Source organism: Acinetobacter sp. HA, assembly GCF_000264725.1.
GTDB classification, from domain to species: domain Bacteria; phylum Pseudomonadota; class Gammaproteobacteria; order Pseudomonadales; family Moraxellaceae; genus Acinetobacter; species Acinetobacter schindleri.
On record NZ_AJXD01000003.1, the window covers coordinates 1 to 16,677 of the forward strand.

Annotated in this window: 13 protein-coding genes; 5 read left to right on the plus strand and 8 right to left on the minus strand. The window is 44.3% G+C overall.

Annotated features, from left to right (window positions below; all coding sequences use genetic code 11):
* The 5 genes from HADU_RS00590 to epmA form a co-directional block, all read left to right on the plus strand.
* Positions 1 to 823 (plus strand): acyl-CoA dehydrogenase family protein (locus HADU_RS00590; protein WP_008302338.1); only part of this gene is annotated, 823 nt, incomplete at its 5' end.
* A gap of 226 nt (positions 824 to 1,049) precedes the next feature.
* The gene (locus HADU_RS00595) at positions 1,050 to 2,480 is read left to right on the plus strand and encodes an MFS transporter (RefSeq protein ID WP_008302341.1); all 1,431 of its coding nucleotides are present in this window, start codon (positions 1,050 to 1,052) and stop codon (positions 2,478 to 2,480) included.
* Between the two features lie 52 nt (positions 2,481 to 2,532).
* Positions 2,533 to 3,771, plus strand: coding sequence for a CaiB/BaiF CoA transferase family protein (locus tag HADU_RS00600; RefSeq protein WP_008302342.1), 1,239 nt, complete (start codon positions 2,533 to 2,535; stop codon positions 3,769 to 3,771).
* 139 nt (positions 3,772 to 3,910) lie between these two features.
* A complete protein-coding gene (locus HADU_RS00605) occupies positions 3,911 to 4,978 on the plus strand; it encodes a 4-phosphoerythronate dehydrogenase (protein WP_008302344.1) in 1,068 nt (355 codons plus the stop codon).
* On the plus strand, positions 4,975 to 5,949 hold the full coding sequence (epmA, locus tag HADU_RS00610; protein WP_008302346.1) for an EF-P lysine aminoacylase EpmA: 975 nt from the start codon (positions 4,975 to 4,977) through the stop codon (positions 5,947 to 5,949). The genes HADU_RS00605 and epmA overlap by 4 nt, the downstream gene beginning before the upstream one ends.
* A gap of 174 nt (positions 5,950 to 6,123) precedes the next feature.
* Here the strand turns inward: epmA and HADU_RS16055 are convergent, their stop codons facing one another.
* The 8 genes from HADU_RS16055 to ahcY form a co-directional block, all read right to left on the minus strand.
* Positions 6,124 to 6,207 (minus strand): hypothetical protein, encoded by an 84-nt coding sequence (locus HADU_RS16055; protein WP_262478311.1) that lies wholly within the window; start codon positions 6,205 to 6,207, stop codon positions 6,124 to 6,126.
* Between the two features lie 60 nt (positions 6,208 to 6,267).
* A complete protein-coding gene (locus tag HADU_RS15755) occupies positions 6,268 to 6,432 on the minus strand; it encodes a hypothetical protein (RefSeq protein WP_227499321.1) in 165 nt (54 codons plus the stop codon).
* Positions 6,433 to 6,591: 159 nt separating this feature from the next.
* Positions 6,592 to 7,824, minus strand: a complete 1,233-nt coding sequence (locus HADU_RS00620; protein WP_008302349.1) for a multifunctional CCA addition/repair protein — start codon at positions 7,822 to 7,824, stop codon at positions 6,592 to 6,594.
* An 83-nt stretch (positions 7,825 to 7,907) separates the two neighbouring features.
* Entirely contained in the window at positions 7,908 to 10,187 is a 2,280-nt protein-coding gene (locus HADU_RS00625) for an NADP-dependent malic enzyme (protein WP_008302352.1), read from the minus strand.
* Positions 10,188 to 10,325: 138 nt separating this feature from the next.
* Positions 10,326 to 13,202 (minus strand): putative bifunctional diguanylate cyclase/phosphodiesterase, encoded by a 2,877-nt coding sequence (locus tag HADU_RS00630; protein WP_008302354.1) that lies wholly within the window; start codon positions 13,200 to 13,202, stop codon positions 10,326 to 10,328.
* 195 nt (positions 13,203 to 13,397) lie between these two features.
* Entirely contained in the window at positions 13,398 to 14,108 is a 711-nt protein-coding gene (locus tag HADU_RS00635) for a 16S rRNA (uracil(1498)-N(3))-methyltransferase (protein WP_008302356.1), read from the minus strand.
* 106 nt (positions 14,109 to 14,214) lie between these two features.
* On the minus strand, positions 14,215 to 15,051 hold the full coding sequence (gene metF, locus HADU_RS00640; RefSeq protein ID WP_008302358.1) for a methylenetetrahydrofolate reductase [NAD(P)H]: 837 nt from the start codon (positions 15,049 to 15,051) through the stop codon (positions 14,215 to 14,217).
* 192 nt (positions 15,052 to 15,243) lie between these two features.
* A complete protein-coding gene (ahcY, locus tag HADU_RS00645) occupies positions 15,244 to 16,626 on the minus strand; it encodes an adenosylhomocysteinase (RefSeq protein ID WP_008302359.1) in 1,383 nt (460 codons plus the stop codon).
* Between the last annotated feature and the right edge of the window lie 51 nt (positions 16,627 to 16,677).

Genomic DNA, 16,677 nt, shown 5'->3' on the forward strand with positions numbered 1-16,677 from the left:
AAAACTGGCAACTGGTGAATATATTGGCTGTTTCGGCCTGACTGAACCGGATCACGGTTCAGATCCGGGCAGCATGATTACTCGTGCCAAGAAAGTTGATGGCGGTTACCGCTTAACTGGCGCAAAAATGTGGATTACCAATAGTCCAATTGCCGATGTATTTGTTGTTTGGGCGAAAGAAGTCTCTGCTGAAGGTAATGTCGGTGATATTCGTGGCTTTATCCTGGAAAAAGGCTGGGAAGGTTTATCTGCACCAGCGATTCACGGCAAAGTGGGTTTGCGTGCTTCGATCACCGGCGAAATCGTGATGGATAATGTATTTGTTCCAGAAGAAAATGCGTTTCCGGAAATTCGTGGCTTACGTGGACCATTTACCTGTCTGAACAGTGCACGTTATGGCATTGCCTGGGGTGCGATGGGCGCAGCTGAATTCTGCTGGCATACTGCGCATCAATACACCATGGACCGTAAACAGTTTGGTCGCCCATTGGCAGCCAACCAGCTAATTCAGAAAAAACTGGCGGATATGCAAACTGAAATCGCGCTTGGCTTACAGGTCGCTTTACGTTTTGGCCGTATGAAAGATGAAGGGATTGCTTCGGTAGAAGGAACTTCACTGATCAAACGAAATAACTGTGGTAAAGCCCTGGATATTGCTCGTGTTGCGCGTGACATGATGGGCGGTAACGGCATCTCTGATGAATTTGGTGTGGCACGTCATCTGGTCAACCTGGAAGTGGTGAATACCTATGAAGGTACCCATGATGTACACGCACTGATTCTCGGTCGTGCCCAAACAGGTATCGCAGCTTTTTCTAATTAATTTATTTTCTAAATTCGGGATGCTCAGGATTGAGCATCCTTAGGGCTTTTGTCCCTAAAAACCGGTCAATAACTTAAATAAAGGATTCATCGTGAAGCTTTCTTGTCATTCTCAGTATTAATAAGCAGAAGTTCATAAGATGTAAGCAGAAAAAGAATAAAGAACGCTGCTGTAAACCTGAAGACAGAGGAATGTCGATGACTCATTTGGGAAAATGAGGTAATACATGAACAACGAAAATCAAAATAGTCTCCATCAGGACGCCGTTGCCTTGGGGATAAAGCTACCGAATAATGTCGGCACAGCTCATCGCATTCATGCCCATACCTGGAAACTGGCATTTATCTTCGCATTCGTCTCTCTGGTGATTGACGGTGTAGACATCATGCTGCTGTCATTTAGCTTGACCAGTCTCAAAGCAGAATTTGGCCTGACTTCGTTTCAGGCCGGAATGCTGGGGAGTGCCTCTTTGGCCGGAATGGCACTTGGCGGGATTACCGGTGGATGGGCCTGCGACAAGTTTGGACGGGTAAAAACCATCGCTTGGTCAGTCGTGTTTTTCTCAATTATGACCTGTATCTTGGGTTTCACTCAAAGCTATGAGCAATTCATGGTACTTCGCTTTATTGGTGCATTCGGCCTGGGTTCACTGTACATGGCCTGTAATACCTTGATGGCAGAATATGTACCGACCAAATACCGCACTACAGTATTGGGTACCTTACAGACGGGTCAAACTGTCGGTTATATCGTGGCGACTTTGATGGCAGGTGCGATTATTCCAGACTATGGCTGGCGCATGCTGTTCTACGTGACAATCATTCCCGCCGCTTTTGCATTGCTATTTATGCGTTTTGTGCCAGAGCCAGCATCCTGGCAGGAAGCGAAAATCGAGCAGGCGAAACGTAAAGCGCTGAAACTGGAAAATCCAGAAACAACAGTTACTGCTCAACAACCATCAGAAAGCATTTATAAGCGTATTTTTGGCCATCAGTCGCATCGCCGTATGTTCCTGTTATGGATGACAACTGCCGCATTTCTGCAGTTCGGTTATTACGGTGTCAATAACTGGATGCCGACCTATTTGGAAACCGAACTCAATATGAATTTCAAAGCCTTGACTGGCTATATGGTCGGTGCTTATACCGCCATGATTCTGGGCAAGATTATTGCCGGTTATGCAGCGGATAAATTTGGACGTCGTATTACCTTTGTATTTGGTACGGTCAGTACAGCGGCTTTCCTGCCAATCATCATTTTCTATAACACTCCAACCAATATTGCCTACTTATTGATTACTTTCGGTTTCCTTTACGGAATTCCATACGGTGTCAATGCAACTTATATGGCTGAAACCTTCTCAACTGATGTACGCGGTACGGCAATTGGTGGAGCCTATAACATGGGCCGTCTAGGTGCTGCGATTGCACCGGCAACTATCGGTTTTATTGCCGCAGGTGGTTCGTTCACCATGGCATTTATCGTGATGGGAACTGCTTACTTTATTGCCGGGGTGATTCCAGGACTGTTTATTCGTGAACGTCAATATGATCCACAACAGTCCAGCCTGGTGAAGCCGGCTGAAGCAGAACATGGCGATTCAGTTGGATCGGTGACTGCGAAGAAACCAACTCGTCCAGCGACTGCAAGTCAGTAATCATCAACATTATAAAGGTTGGGTTTCCTAGCCAATGAAAAAAGGATTGAGCATGAGTGCATTAAAAGGAATACGCGTACTGGATTTAAGCCGAGTGCTGGCAGGACCATGGTGTGGACAAATTCTGGCAGATCTGGGTGCTGAAGTGATTAAGATCGAGCGTCCAGGTGTGGGGGATGATACCCGCATGTGGGGACCGCCGTGGATGAAAACGCCATCTGGTGAAAATACCCGTGAGGCAGGCTATTTTCAGTGTGCCAATCGTAATAAATATTCGGTCACTGTCGATATTGCCTCTGAACCAGGACAGGAACTCATCCGGGATATTGCCAAAACTGCGGATGTGGTGATTGAAAACTATAAAGTGGGTGCATTAGCACGCTATGGGCTGGATTATGAACGCTTAAAGGCCATTAATCCGAAGCTGGTGTATTGTTCGATTACTGGCTTTGGTCAGAACGGGCCTCGTGCCGAAGAGCCGGGTTATGACTTTATTATTCAAGGTATGTCAGGTCTGATGAGCATTACCGGTGAAGCAGATGATGTCCCGGGTGGTGGAGCACAGAAGGTCGGTGTAGCGGTTGTGGATATTCAAACCGGGCTGTATGCGACCATTGCCATTCAGGCTGCGCTGTTGGCTCGTCATCATACAGGTAAAGGTCAATATATCGATATGTCTTTGCTGGATGTACAGGTAGCCGCTTTGGCCAATCAGGGGATGAACTATCTTACTTCAGGCACGGCACCAAAACGAATGGGAAATCATCATCCCAATATTGTGCCTTATCAAACCTTTAAAGCCAAAGATAAGGAATTTATTATCGCCTGTGGCAATGATAAGCAATTCCGGGATTTATGCATGGCAATTGAGTTATCTGAACTTTTGCAGGATGAAAAATTCCAGCGCAATCAGGATCGGGTGAAACATCGTGATGAACTGATTCCCTTATTGTCAGAATATTTTCTTGCAAAGAATGCCAAAGAGTGGGTTGATGCCATTCACGCGGTCAAAGTCCCCGTCGGTGTGATTAACTCGATTGAAGATGCTTTGAATGAGCCCCAAGTTGCTGCACGGGAAATGCTGGTGGATTTACCGCATCCTTTAAACGCCCAGTTTAAAATGATTGGTTCACCGATCAAGCTATCGGATACACCTGTACAATATCGTCATGCACCGCCAAAACTGGGACAACATACCCAGCAGATTCTGTCCCAGTTCCGTAGTCCCGAAGAAATTGCCGCGCTCAATGCGCAGGGTATTATTGATCATGTTGTATCTGCGGCTTCCTAAACTGTTAATTTTTTTTTACTTAAACCGAAGCCAGTCTTCGGTTTTTTTAATCACTTAAGAAAATAGAAAGCCACATAACTGAATGGTCATCAGCAGCATCACGCGTTAAGATAACGGCATTGTGTTGTTGGAAGGCATTATGAAAATTGTCGCAGATGAAAATCTGGCATTTACCGATTATTTCTTTGCAGAATTTGCCGAGATTCAGCATTGTGCAGGGCGTACACTGACTGCGGCAGATGTGCAGGATGCAGATGCCTTACTGGTGCGTTCAGTGACCAAAGTCAATTCACAGCTACTAGAAGGCAGCCCGGTCAGGTTTGTTGGTAGTGCCACGATTGGTACGGATCATCTGGATATTGCTGCACTTGAACAGCAGGGAATTGCCTGGAGCAATGCTGCCGGTTGTAATGCCCAAGCCGTAGCTGAGTACGTGATTACTGCCTTATTAAAACTTCGTCCAGCACTCCTGGATGCTGGCCCCAATTTTACCTTGGGAATTATTGGGCTAGGCAACGTGGGTACGCGACTGGCTTATATGGCAGATCTGCTAGGCTGGCGTGTGATCGGTTGTGATCCTTTTGTACAACGAGACCATATTGAACAGGTTGATCTACAAAGCTTATTGGCGCAATCCGATGCGATCAGTATTCATGTTCCTTTGACCAAACAGGGTGAGCATCCGACTTATCATATGATCAATGCAGATGCCTTTGCCCAAATGAAGCCTGAAACTATCCTGATCAATTCAGCACGTGGACCAGTCGTTGAAGAAGCAGCATTAATCGCTGATATCCAGGCAACTCGGCGTCAGGTGGTACTGGACGTATTTGAACATGAACCGTTGATTTCAGCTGAAGTGCTGGATCTGGCCAGCTTGGTAACGCCACATATTGCCGGTTATAGTCTGGAAGGTAAGGCGCGTGGTACTCAAATGATCTATGAGGCTTTCTGTCGTCATTTTGGCTATGAAATTAATAAGCAGTTTGAAAGCCAGTTACCAGAATGTGTGCCATATTTCGCAGAGAAGGATTTAAAAGCAGCTCTCAAGCAGCACCTGAGTGAAATCTATGATATCCAACGTGACGATGCCAATCTGCGTGCTTGCTTAAAAGACGCTAAAGTCGATCAACAGGCTTTTGACCATTTACGTAAGACCTATCCGTTACGTCGTGAATGGGCGGCACATGGAGGGTCGAAAGCATGACGATTGCTTATCAACCGAGCTGTGATGTAAATGCGATGCGCGCACGTGCTCATTTATATGCACAGCTGCGTCAGTTCTTTGCGGAACGTGATGTGCTGGAAGTAGAAACCCCGATTTTGTCTCAAGCGGGTGTGACCGATGTGCATCTGGCATCTGTGCAAGCACAACGTCATGTACTGGGTAAGCTCAATACCCATTATCTGCAAACTTCTCCTGAATTTGCGATGAAACGCCTGCTGGCAAGTGGTAGTGGCCCGATTTACCAGATCTGCAAAGTGTTTCGTGATGATGAGCATGGGCGTAAACATAACAGCGAATTCACCATGCTGGAATGGTATCGTCCGGGCTTTAGCCTGAAAGACCTGATGTTTGAAGTTTCAGATCTGTTGAATGTAGTATTAAAAGCCCGTTTTGGCGAAGTTCGTCCAACAGTACTGAGCTATAAGCATGCCTTTATGGATCGACTGGATCTGAATCCCTTAAAGGCAACTTTAAAAGAGTTAAAAGACTGCTGCCGTCGCGTTGGTTTAAATCTGGATCTGGGGCAGGATCGTCTGGCTTATATTGACCTGTTGTTCTCGCATATGGTGGAACCGAGCTTGGGATTTGACACAGCGGTATTTCTGACCGATTTCCCGCCTGAACTTGCTTCATTAGCAAAAACCAAACTCGATGAAGATGGTGAACTGGTTGCAGCACGTTTCGAACTTTATATAGAAGGTCTGGAACTGGCGAATGCCTATGATGAGCTGATTGATGCGGAAGTGTTACGCTCACGCTTTGAAGCAGATAATGCAGAGCGTAGCTCACTCGGTTTACATGTCATGCCGATTGATGAGTATCTGTTGGCTGCTTTACCGAATATGCCGGAATGTTCCGGGATCGCACTTGGGGTGGATCGTCTGTTGATGATCGCCACCAATCAGATGAAGCTTGAAAAGGTAATTACTTTCCCGGCAGATATTTCCTGATCCTCTTCCTGATCTAATCAGCCTGTTATCTGAGCAGGCTGATTAAGCCAGATATTTCCGAAAAATCGATACTGTAAGCATCAAAAACCAGATTCTTATAAAAAGCATGTGCAGTTAAACGTTCCTCACGATTGCCGCTATTTACTTGTATCAATTTTAAAAGACGTTGTTTAGCTAACTCTTCAATCGCTGCAATGAGCCTTTTCCCACACCTTGCCCGCGATGAGCCTGATCAACTACAAAAGACTGAATTCGCAAATATCCCCCATCAAATTTCCAAGTGTCTTTCTGAATTAAACCTGTATAGCCTATGACCTGTTATTCATGTTCAACGACCAGCGTCAAATCATTCGAATCCTGATGAATGCGTTGCCAGCGCTGCTGAATATTTTCTACTGTGGTGGAATAGCCAAGTTGTGTAGTAAGTGCATGGATTGCATGCAAGTCCTGTTCAAGTTGCAAAGGACGAATCAGAGAATTCATAAGTTTTTATCAGACAGAAGCGAAAGAGAGATAACCCGATTCTAGGTGGAAGATGAGGTCAATGAATTCTAATAATTTTGAATATGAATATAAGTGCGCAGAATAAAAGTATTTTAGATATCAATATATACAAAGAAGAAAGCTCCCGAAGGAGCTTTGTTAAATTAAGGCAGTATGGCGTTCTTTCAGCTCGGCTAAGGCATGGATACGACGTTCAATCAGCATCTCGCCAATATCAGGACCTTGAATATCTGCGGGTAAATCCTGAGCCTTGATACCACGAACCACTTGCATGGCTTCCCGCACATATTGCGCTTGTGGATAGGCACGGTCTTCCAGACCTAAACGGCCACGAGAATCACATTCACAGGCTTGCACAAAAGCTTCTACACGTTCCGGGCGACGTAATACATCCAGACGCTGCAATAACCGCCATAAAGTACCTGGTTTCAGATTAAGTGCCTGATGGCATTTTAAATGTTCTTTACAGACTGCAATTGCCAGTTGTTTGGTATAAGTTGGTACTTTGAAACGCTCGCATAATTCAGTTACGGGCTGTACACCACGCTCTTCGTGCATGATATGACGTGGCAATTCCTCGGTAGGCGTTAAGGCTTTACCTAAGTCATGCACCAGAACAGCAAAACGTACATCCAAATCATAGTTCTGGCGACAAGCCTGTTGTAGCGACATCATGGTGTGAATGCCGCAGTCAATTTCCGGATGATATTCCGGACGTTGCGGGACGCCGAACAGGGCATCAATTTCTGGGAACAGTACTTTTAATGCACCACAGCTGCGTAATACTTCAAAATAAATATCCGCATGTGATTCCATCAGGGCACGGGATGTTTCTTTCCAGACCCGTTCAGGCGTTAGCGTATTTAATTCACCTGATTCAGTAAGTTGACGCATTAAATCGAGTGTTTCCGTGGCAACATGGAAGCCCATTGCATGATAACGCGCAGCAAAGCGCGCGACACGTAATACACGGAGAGGATCTTCAATAAAAGCATCAGAAACATGACGTAAAACGCGGTCAGCAAGATCCTGTTGACCATTATAGGGATCATGCACATGACCGGCTTCATCCATGGCCATGGCATTGATGGTCAGGTCGCGACGGATCAAGTCCTGTTCAAGCGTTACGCTGGTATCGGTATGGAATTCAAAACCATGATAACCAGTGCCGGATTTACGTTCGGTACGTGCTAATGCATATTCTTCTTTTGTTTCAGGATGCAAAAATACAGGAAAATCCTTCCCAACCGGTTGATAGCCCAGATTGAGCATTTGATTGGGGCTTGCACCCACTACTACATAATCTTTTTCGTGATAGGGGTGTCCGAGCAAATGATCTCGAACTGCGCCGCCTACTAAATAAACTTGCATGAAAAAACCTCTATTCTTAGAAGCATCATGCTACAGAATAGAGGTTTTCTCAAGTCAAGAAACTCGGCGTTCGCCGCGTTTGCTTACAGGGCGTCTTGTTCCGCTTGCTGGATTTCTGCAACAGTCAAAGCAGTCATATTCACGACGCGGCGTGTAGTCGCTGTCGGCGTTAAAATATGAACTGGTTTCGCTGCACCCAGCAGAATCGGGCCAATGGTCACATTGTTACCAGAAGTTGCTTTTAACAGGTTAAACGAAATGTTCGCTGCATCCAAGTTTGGCATGATCAACAGGTTCGCAGCACCTTTGAAGCGTGAGTTCGGATAAGCAAACTGGCGGATATTTTCATCCAGTGCCGCATCGCCATGCATTTCACCTTCAACTTCCAGTTCAGGCGCAATCTCAGACAGAATGTCGTAGACCTTACGCATTTTCTGTGCACTGGCATCGTTCTGGTCAGAACCGAAGCTAGAGTGAGACAATAGCGCAATACGTGGTGTCATACCGAAACGACGTACTTCTTCAGCAGCAAGAATGGTCATCTCAGCAAGCTGTTCAGCAGTTGGATTACGGTTGATATAGGTATCTGCAATAAACAGGTTACGCTCTTCAAGCATCAAGGCATTCAAAGTAAAGAAGGTATTGTGACCGTCTTTTTTACCAATGATATTGCTGACGAAGTCCAAGTGGATATCGTAGCTTGAGTACGTACCACATAACATACCGTCTGCAAGGCCGTGTTTGACAAGCATAGATGCGATAAGTGTTGAGCGACGACGAGCTTCACGTTGTGCGTATTCTGGTGTTACCCCTTTACGCTGCATAATGCTGTAGTAGTCATCGGCAAATTTCTCGTAGTCTGGGTTCTTTTCTTGGTCAACGATGGTGATGTTCACCCCGTTTTCTAAGCGTAAGCCCAATTTTTTGATATTTGCTTCAATTACTGCTGTACGGCCCACCAAGATTGGCTTCGCCATGCCTTCATCCACTGCAATTTGTACAGCACGAAGTACACGAAGATCTTCACCTTCCGCATATGCAATACGCTTAGGATCTGATTTTGCTTGAGCAAAAATCGGTTTCATCATAAATGCTGAGTTATAAACAAACTCAGACAAACGTTGATGATACACAGAGAAGTCTTGAATTGGACGTGTTGCTACGCCAGAATCCATCGCTGCTCTAGCAACTGCTGGCGCAATCTCTAAAATCAAACGTTGATCCAGTGGGCGAGGAATTAAGTAATCACGACCAAATGATGCTGATTTTTCACCATAAGATGCAGCATCTGCTTCGACATGTGCCATACGCGCAATCGCGTGTACACAGGCAATCTTCATTTCTTCGTTAATGGTGGTTGCACCAACGTCGAGTGCGCCACGGAAGATGTATGGGAAGCAAAGAGCGTTATTCACCTGGTTCGGATAGTCTGAACGGCCAGTTGCCATGATCACGTCTGAACGTGCTTCATGGGCATGTTCTGGCAAAATTTCCGGATCCGGGTTAGCCAAGGCAAAGATGATTGGATCTTTGGCCATTTTCTTGACCATGTCTTGAGTCAGAATGCCTGCAGCAGACAGACCCAAGAACATATCTGCGCCGTCCATCACGTCAGCAAGCTGAGTACCTTCGATGTCTTGTACATACGCTTTTTTCGATTCATCTAAGCCTTCACGTTTTGTAGTCAATAAACCACGTGAGTCAGCAACGATGATATTCTCTTTCTTCGCGCCTAGTGCACAAAGAAGGTTCAAGCAAGACAATGCAGCAGCGCCTGCACCAGATGCTACGATCTTGATTTCTTCAATTTTTTTACCATTGATAATTAAAGCATTGAGTAATGCTGAACCTACAATGATTGATGTACCGTGTTGGTCATCGTGGAACACCGGAATGTTCATGCGTTCACGAAGTTTCTGTTCAATATAGAAACATTCTGGTGCTTTAATATCTTCGAGGTTAATACCACCAAAAGTCGGTTCTAATGCTGCAACGATGTCGACAATTTTGTCTGGATCATTTTCTGCGATTTCGATATCGAATACGTCGACGCCAGCAAATTTCTTGAACAGGACGCCTTTACCTTCCATAACCGGTTTAGATGCTAAAGGACCAATGTTACCCAGGCCAAGAACCGCTGTACCATTACTTACTACCGCAACAAGGTTACCACGTGCTGTATACAGTGCTGCTTTAGATGGGTCTTTTTCAATTTCCAAACACGGCGCTGCAACACCTGGAGAGTAAGCTAGTGCTAAATCATGTTGGTTAACGAGTTGTTTGCTTGGAGTGACGCTGATTTTGCCGGGGGTAGGAAATTCGTGGTAGTACAGTGCCTGTTGTTTTAAAGATTGTTCGTCCATTAGTCTCTCGATCTATCAATAATTACCCAATTGCAGGTAACATAACCGCGGAATACAGGAGAATATATCACTAGTTGTGCGCTTAGCCCAGCCAAACGCACCCGTTTTTTGAAGAAATAATTGGTCTTAGGTCTGGATTTATACCTGATAGGTATAAGTCTCAGGTGTCATATTTTGTTCAAGAAATTCGGTCGCTTGCTGTTCAGGAAGCGGCTTGGAAAACAGATAGCCCTGTGCAATATCACAACCGAGTTGACGCAGGAAATCTAGCTGCTGCTCTGTCTCAATACCTTCAGCTACTACTTTCATTCCCATGGCTTTGCCCATTGCAACCATTGCACTGACAATAGCATCCTGTTTGGATTCACCAATTTTGGATACAAAACTGCGGTCAATCTTTAAAATATCGATTGGGAACTCTGCCAGATAAGACAGGGACGAATAGCCCGTACCAAAGTCATCCAGGGAAATGTTGATATCACGTTCCTTGATCTGATTCAGCACATTCATTACAGTTTCAGAATTTTCTACCAATGAAGATTCGGTAATTTCCAGTTCCAGATTCGAACCAGAAATACAGTTCAGTTTGATCGCTTCATCCAGATCATCCAGTAACTGGCCGCGGCGGAGTTGCTGCGCCACAATATTCACTGAAATACAGATATTATGGAAACCCTGGTCATTCCATTTACGGATCTGCTTTGCCGTTTGCTGTATCACCAGTTGACCGATTTCCGAAATCATACTGGTCTGTTCTGCCAATGGAATAAACATCCCCGGTGGAATAATGCCTTTCTCCGGATGATTCCAGCGGATTAAGGCTTCAAAACCGTAGATCTTCTGGTCATTAAGATTGATCTTCGGCTGATAATAGACGATCAGTTCACCATTCTGGATGGCTTTACGCAGATCGCGTTCAATGAAAATTCCTTGTTCCAGCAGGGCAGTATTTTCACTTGAATAAAAGTGAATGGTATTCCCACCGAGATTCTTAGCTTCACTCAGTGCCTGTTCGGCACAGTTATTGAGATAATCCAGTTGACGGCCATGATCAGGATAAAAAGCTACCCCCATTGAAAGCGTAATTTCATAGTCCTGACCAAAGATATTGAATGGCTGACTAAAGGCTTTCGCAATATGCTCACAATGTTCCTGCACGGAAGGGCGAATATGCGAGATTTCATACAAAATGGCAAAGTCATCGCCATTCAAATGCGCAACAAACATGGCTTCAGCATTGGTTAAGCGTAAGCGCTGTGCCACCTGACGTAATAACTCATCACCACCGTTGTTGCTCAGATATTCATTCAGCGGACGGAAACGGTCGATATTGATTCGAATCACCGCCATCTGCTTGATGGAATCTTTTTGTGTCACCAGGTACTGGTGCAGCTGATAGTTATAATAGAAACGATTTGGTAAGTCGGTCAGGGTGTCATAATTTTCCAGATAAGACAGACGCTGTTCCTGAAGCTTACGTTCAGTCAGGTCTGACACAATCCCGATATAGTGGGTGATACGGCCTTCATCATCCATAATGGCATTGATATGCAGCCATAGTGGCATCTCTTTGCCGGACAAGAATTTTTCATTAAGTTCGCCATCAAAAGAACCAATCTTCATGACCTGCTTGATGATATTGGCATGTACACTGCGCTGCTGAGATTTGGTATTTACCGTAATATCAAACAGGTGCTTGCCCAGAATTTGCTGACGTTCAAAACCAGAAAGTTGCTCGAAAAAAGGATTCACTTCGATATAGCTCAGCTCTTGATTAAGTATAAAGATACCTTCAGCCGCTTGCTCTAATACGCTGGCTGCAAGTTTTAATCCTTCCTGAGAATTACGTTCCTGCTGAATATCACGGCGAATACCGACCATGCGTACGGGTTTATTGGTTTTTGGATCACGGCTGATGACACGCCCGATATCATGAACCCAGCCCCATACCCCTTGGGTATTCTGGATGCGGTAGGTGGCTTCATAGCGCTCTACCTGACCGCGTAAGTGTTGTTTCATCATATCTTTGAAATGACGAAGATCATCCGGATGGATCAGATGATGTAGTTGTGCCTGATGCTGACCAGAACTGCGCTGGATTTTTTCTTGTGTATGTGTCGTCAGGGTAATGGTTCGATCTTTAATGTTCCAGTCCCACGGGCGGATGCCCGCAATTTCATGCGCAAGTTCCAGATTCTGATGCTGGTCCTGTAAGGCAAGATTAATCTGCTCGATATCATAAGTACGTTCCCGCACTTTTTGTTCCAGCAGCTGATTATTGAGCTGTAACTGAAGTTCGATATCTTTGGATTTATTCACTTCAGTTTGTAACTGTTTACACAGTTCATCAGTCCAGGTAACTTGCTGTTCAGCATTTGTTACTAACAGATTATTCTCTGCATATAGACGTGAAGTACGTTGATGAATACGGTAAGTACTATTGGCACACAGCAAAATTACAATGACAGAAAAGTTCAATGCCAGACTGAAAAACGGATTAAGTGAAGAGGATTCCGTAATCTGCAGAAAGAAGAATGGGACCAGGGACGGCAAGAATATCAGGCAGAAATAACTCAGTTTTTGCGTGAGATAGGTGAGACCAAAAGCTTGAGTCACCATAATCAGCAAGCCAGTCAGGGTCAATGCTTCAATCAGTTCAAAAGATGGATTTACACGCGGCAAATGAACATACAGGGTAAAAATCCCGGTTGAAATACAGATACCTACCAGTAGACACTGGATTTGTAGCCAGCGGTGAGCAGTTTCCAGCTTAAACTCATTCGGTTTAAAGTAGACGGTACTAATCAGCCAGCACATGCAGACCACCATCTCGGTAAGAATAAACCAGAGATTCAGGTAGTTGTCTGCCGGATGATAATGTAACTGGTAGATACAGAAGATATAAAGACATACCAGCAGGATACTAATTAAAAAGTATCGACTGTGACGAATCGTATTCACGATTTGTGCACTGTTTAGCTGCTGCTGAATATAATCATCCTGATTATGAATCATGATTAAGATGCCTTTAATCTACGTAAGGGTGGTACTGCATTGTTTTTATTAAGCCCCTTAAATAAGTAACTTTTATCATTTAATAGGTCATTCATTTTTATCTTATTAAGACTAAAGTGCCAATATATAAAAATCAATCAAAAGCCCCACAAATTTTTACAAATACGATAAAGTAAAATTGATCATTGAGAAAAATTAAAATTTGTAGTTCAAAATAGATAAAGCTACGACAGGCGCAGTTTCGGTACGCAGAACACGTTCACCAATACACCAGTTCACAAATCCATGAGTATTGGCAGCAGAGATTTCAGCTTCACTGAGTCCGCCCTCTGGACCAATGAGTAACGCCAAGTCTGGTGTTGCATTGTAAAGAACATCCACTTCATCTTTGTTTGGAGCCAACACGAGCTTGGTTTGAGGAAGTTCACTTTGCAACCAGTTTTCTAGTGACATCGGAGGGAGAATTTTTGGAACAATATTCAAACCACATTGTTCGCAGGCTGCCGTAGCAATAGCTTGCCAGTGATCGAGCTTTTTTTGGTCACGATCGTACTTGAGGCGCATTTCGCAGCGCTCAGAGGTTAAAAGCTGAATTTCTGAGACACCAAGTTCAACCGCTTTTTGAATGGCATAATCCATACGGTCGCCCTTACTCATGACCTGCCCAAGTAAAGCTGTGAATTTTGGCATGCGGTTGCTTGGGTTAAAGCTATTGACCTGTACAGTAGCTGACTTTTTGGCAACTTCTACAAGTTCAACTTCATATTCACCACCTTGTCCATTGAACAGGGTAGCTTTTTCACCGACTTGAGCACGTAATACCTTCACCCAATGATGAAAAACGGTTTCAGTTAACTCAACCGTGGAATCAACATTTAAGTCTGCTTCAATAAAAAAACGTGGCATTTAAGGATTACTCTCAAGTGGAACAAAACAAGACGGTATTTTTTTACGCCCCCTCTGTATTGCTCCCAAAGGGATAAATTAAGGAGGGAAAATACCGCCTCAAAACTTATGCAAGACCTAAGTCTTTTACAAGTTGACGTGTAGGGTCAGTGGTGTTCATGGTGTAGAAGTGCAGGCTTGGTGCACCGCCAGCAATCAGGCGTTCGCAAAGTTTAACGATCACTTCATGACCAAATGCTTTGATGGATGCAGTATCGTCACCATAAGTTGCCAATTGCTTGCGAATCCAGCGTGGAATCTCTGCACCTGTACCATCGGCAAAGCGGATTAAATTGCTGGCATTGGTAATTGGCATAATGCCCGGTGCGACAGGAATATTCACACCTTCTTTTTGGATACGTTCTACAAAGTAGAAGTACGCATCTGGATTAAAGAAGAACTGTGTAAGTGCAGCATTGGCACCAGCATGAGCTTTTTCACAGAAACGTTTGATATCAGCGTCAAAGTTGTCTGCTTGTGGATGCATTTCAGGGTAGGCTGCCACTTCAATATGGAAATGATCACCTGAATGTTCACGGATAAAACGAACCAAATCTTGCGCGTATGGTAGTTCACCTAAACCGACTTGACCTGATGGTAAATCACCACGCAGTGCCACAATACGGTTGATACCCTGAGATTTATATAAATCCAGTAATTCTGCAATACGTTCCTTGCTATCACCAATACATGAAAGGTGAGGGGCAACCGGTGTACCTTTGCCATTGAAGTCATTAATGGTCGATAAGGTACGTTCACGAGTTGAACCACCCGCACCATAGGTCACCGAGAAAAATTCTGGATTTAAAAGCTGAAGCTCTTGGTGTACGGTCTTGAGTTTTTCTGCACCGGCATCAGTTTTGGTTGGGAAGAACTCGAATGAAATCGGAATCTGTTTCGACATGGTTAAATCCTATTTTTATAAATACTTTTTATTCACCCTCTCCCTGACCTCTCCCAAAGGGAGAGGAGTATTCATTACTGAATAACGCAGAGTCTTGGCTCAAATTACTTAAATTTCACAAGTAAAACTCGTAATGTAAATGATTTGAGAGTTCACCCTCTCCCTATGGGAGAGGGATGGGGTGAGGGCTAATTAATATTTATAAGCATCCGATTTAAATGGACCTTCAACAGCTACACCAAGGTAATCCGCTTGTTCTTGCGTTAACTGCGTTAACACACCACCAAAGCCTGCAACCATGGCTGCCGCAACTTCTTCATCTAATTTCTTAGGAAGAAGTTCAACGCGAATCGCTGCTTGTTTTTGCTCTTCAGGTAGATCAGCAAATTTCTCAGCGAATAAATGCATTTGACCCAATACTTGGTTAGCAAAAGAACCGTCCATTACACGTGATGGGTGACCTGTTGCATTACCAAGGTTCACCAGACGACCTTCAGAAAGAAGGATCAGGTAATCATTTTCGTTTTCTGAACGATATACTTGGTGTACTTGAGGTTTCACTTCAACCCACTTGTAACCACGTAAGTAGTTGGTATCGATTTCAGTGTCAAAGTGACCGATGTTACATACCACAGCACCTGCTTTTAATGTATCAAGCATTGCAGCATCACATACGTGGTAGTTACCCGTCGTTGTTACGATCAAGTCAGTGTTTAAAAGAAGGTCAGCATTTACGTCTTCTTTCTTGCCTGTTTGCACGCCATTTTTGTATGGAGATACAACTTCGTAACCGTCCATACATGCTTGCATTGCACAGATTGGATCAATTTCAGAAACACGTACGATCATGCCTTCTTGACGAAGTGATTGAGCAGAACCTTTACCTACGTCACCGTAACCAATGACCAGTGCACGACGGCCAGATAATAGCATATCTGTTGCACGTTTAATGGCATCGTTCAGTGAGTGACGGCAACCGTATTTGTTGTCATTCTTAGATTTAGTTACTGAATCATTTACATTGATTGCAGGCACTTTAAGTGAACCGTCTTTCCACATTTCAAGCAGACGTTGAACACCAGTTGTTGTTTCTTCAGTAATACCGTGGATTTTCGCTAATACTTCTGGGTATTTTTCATGAACAAGTGCAGTTAAGTCACCGCCATCGTCCAGAATCATATTGGCATCCCAAGGTGTGCCGTTTACATTGATTTGTTGTTCAAGACACCACATGTATTCTTCTTCAGTTTCGCCTTTCCAGGCAAATACTGGAACACCAGACGCAGCAATGGCAGCAGCAGCGTGGTCTTGAGTTGAGAAGATGTTACAAGATGTCCAACGAACTTCAGCACCCAGTTCTACCAAAGTTTCGATAAGAACAGCTGTTTGGATTGTCATGTGGATACAACCCAAAATTTTAGCGCCAGCAAGTGGTTTAGCAACAGAGTAACGCTTACGCAGACCCATTAGGGCTGGCATTTCAGCTTCTGCAAGTTTGATTTCTTTACGGCCGTAGTCAGCCAGTGAAATATCGGCAACTTTATAATCTGTAAATGAAGCATTAACCGCGTTCATCACGATCTCCTTATAAAAAACAATAATTGATCATTCAGTTCGCGGATGCCG

Bases quoted from the DNA above. Each gene is read 5' to 3' on its own strand.
- ahcY (WP_008302359.1), bottom strand. From the start codon at position 16,626: ATGAACGCGGTTAATGCTTCATTTACAGATTATAAAGTTGCCGATATT.
- HADU_RS00635 (WP_008302356.1), bottom strand. From the start codon at position 14,108: ATGCCACGTTTTTTTATTGAAGCAGACTTAAATGTTGATTCCACGGTT.
- HADU_RS00605 (WP_008302344.1), top strand. From the start codon at position 3,911: ATGAAAATTGTCGCAGATGAAAATCTGGCATTTACCGATTATTTCTTT.
- HADU_RS00600 (WP_008302342.1), top strand. From the start codon at position 2,533: ATGAGTGCATTAAAAGGAATACGCGTACTGGATTTAAGCCGAGTGCTG.
- HADU_RS00625 (WP_008302352.1), bottom strand. From the start codon at position 10,187: ATGGACGAACAATCTTTAAAACAACAGGCACTGTACTACCACGAATTT.
- HADU_RS00620 (WP_008302349.1), bottom strand. From the start codon at position 7,824: ATGCAAGTTTATTTAGTAGGCGGCGCAGTTCGAGATCATTTGCTCGGA.
- HADU_RS00630 (WP_008302354.1), bottom strand. From the start codon at position 13,202: ATGATTCATAATCAGGATGATTATATTCAGCAGCAGCTAAACAGTGCA.
- metF (WP_008302358.1), bottom strand. From the start codon at position 15,051: ATGTCGAAACAGATTCCGATTTCATTCGAGTTCTTCCCAACCAAAACT.
- epmA (WP_008302346.1), top strand. From the start codon at position 4,975: ATGACGATTGCTTATCAACCGAGCTGTGATGTAAATGCGATGCGCGCA.
- HADU_RS00595 (WP_008302341.1), top strand. From the start codon at position 1,050: ATGAACAACGAAAATCAAAATAGTCTCCATCAGGACGCCGTTGCCTTG.
- HADU_RS15755 (WP_227499321.1), bottom strand. From the start codon at position 6,432: ATGAATTCTCTGATTCGTCCTTTGCAACTTGAACAGGACTTGCATGCA.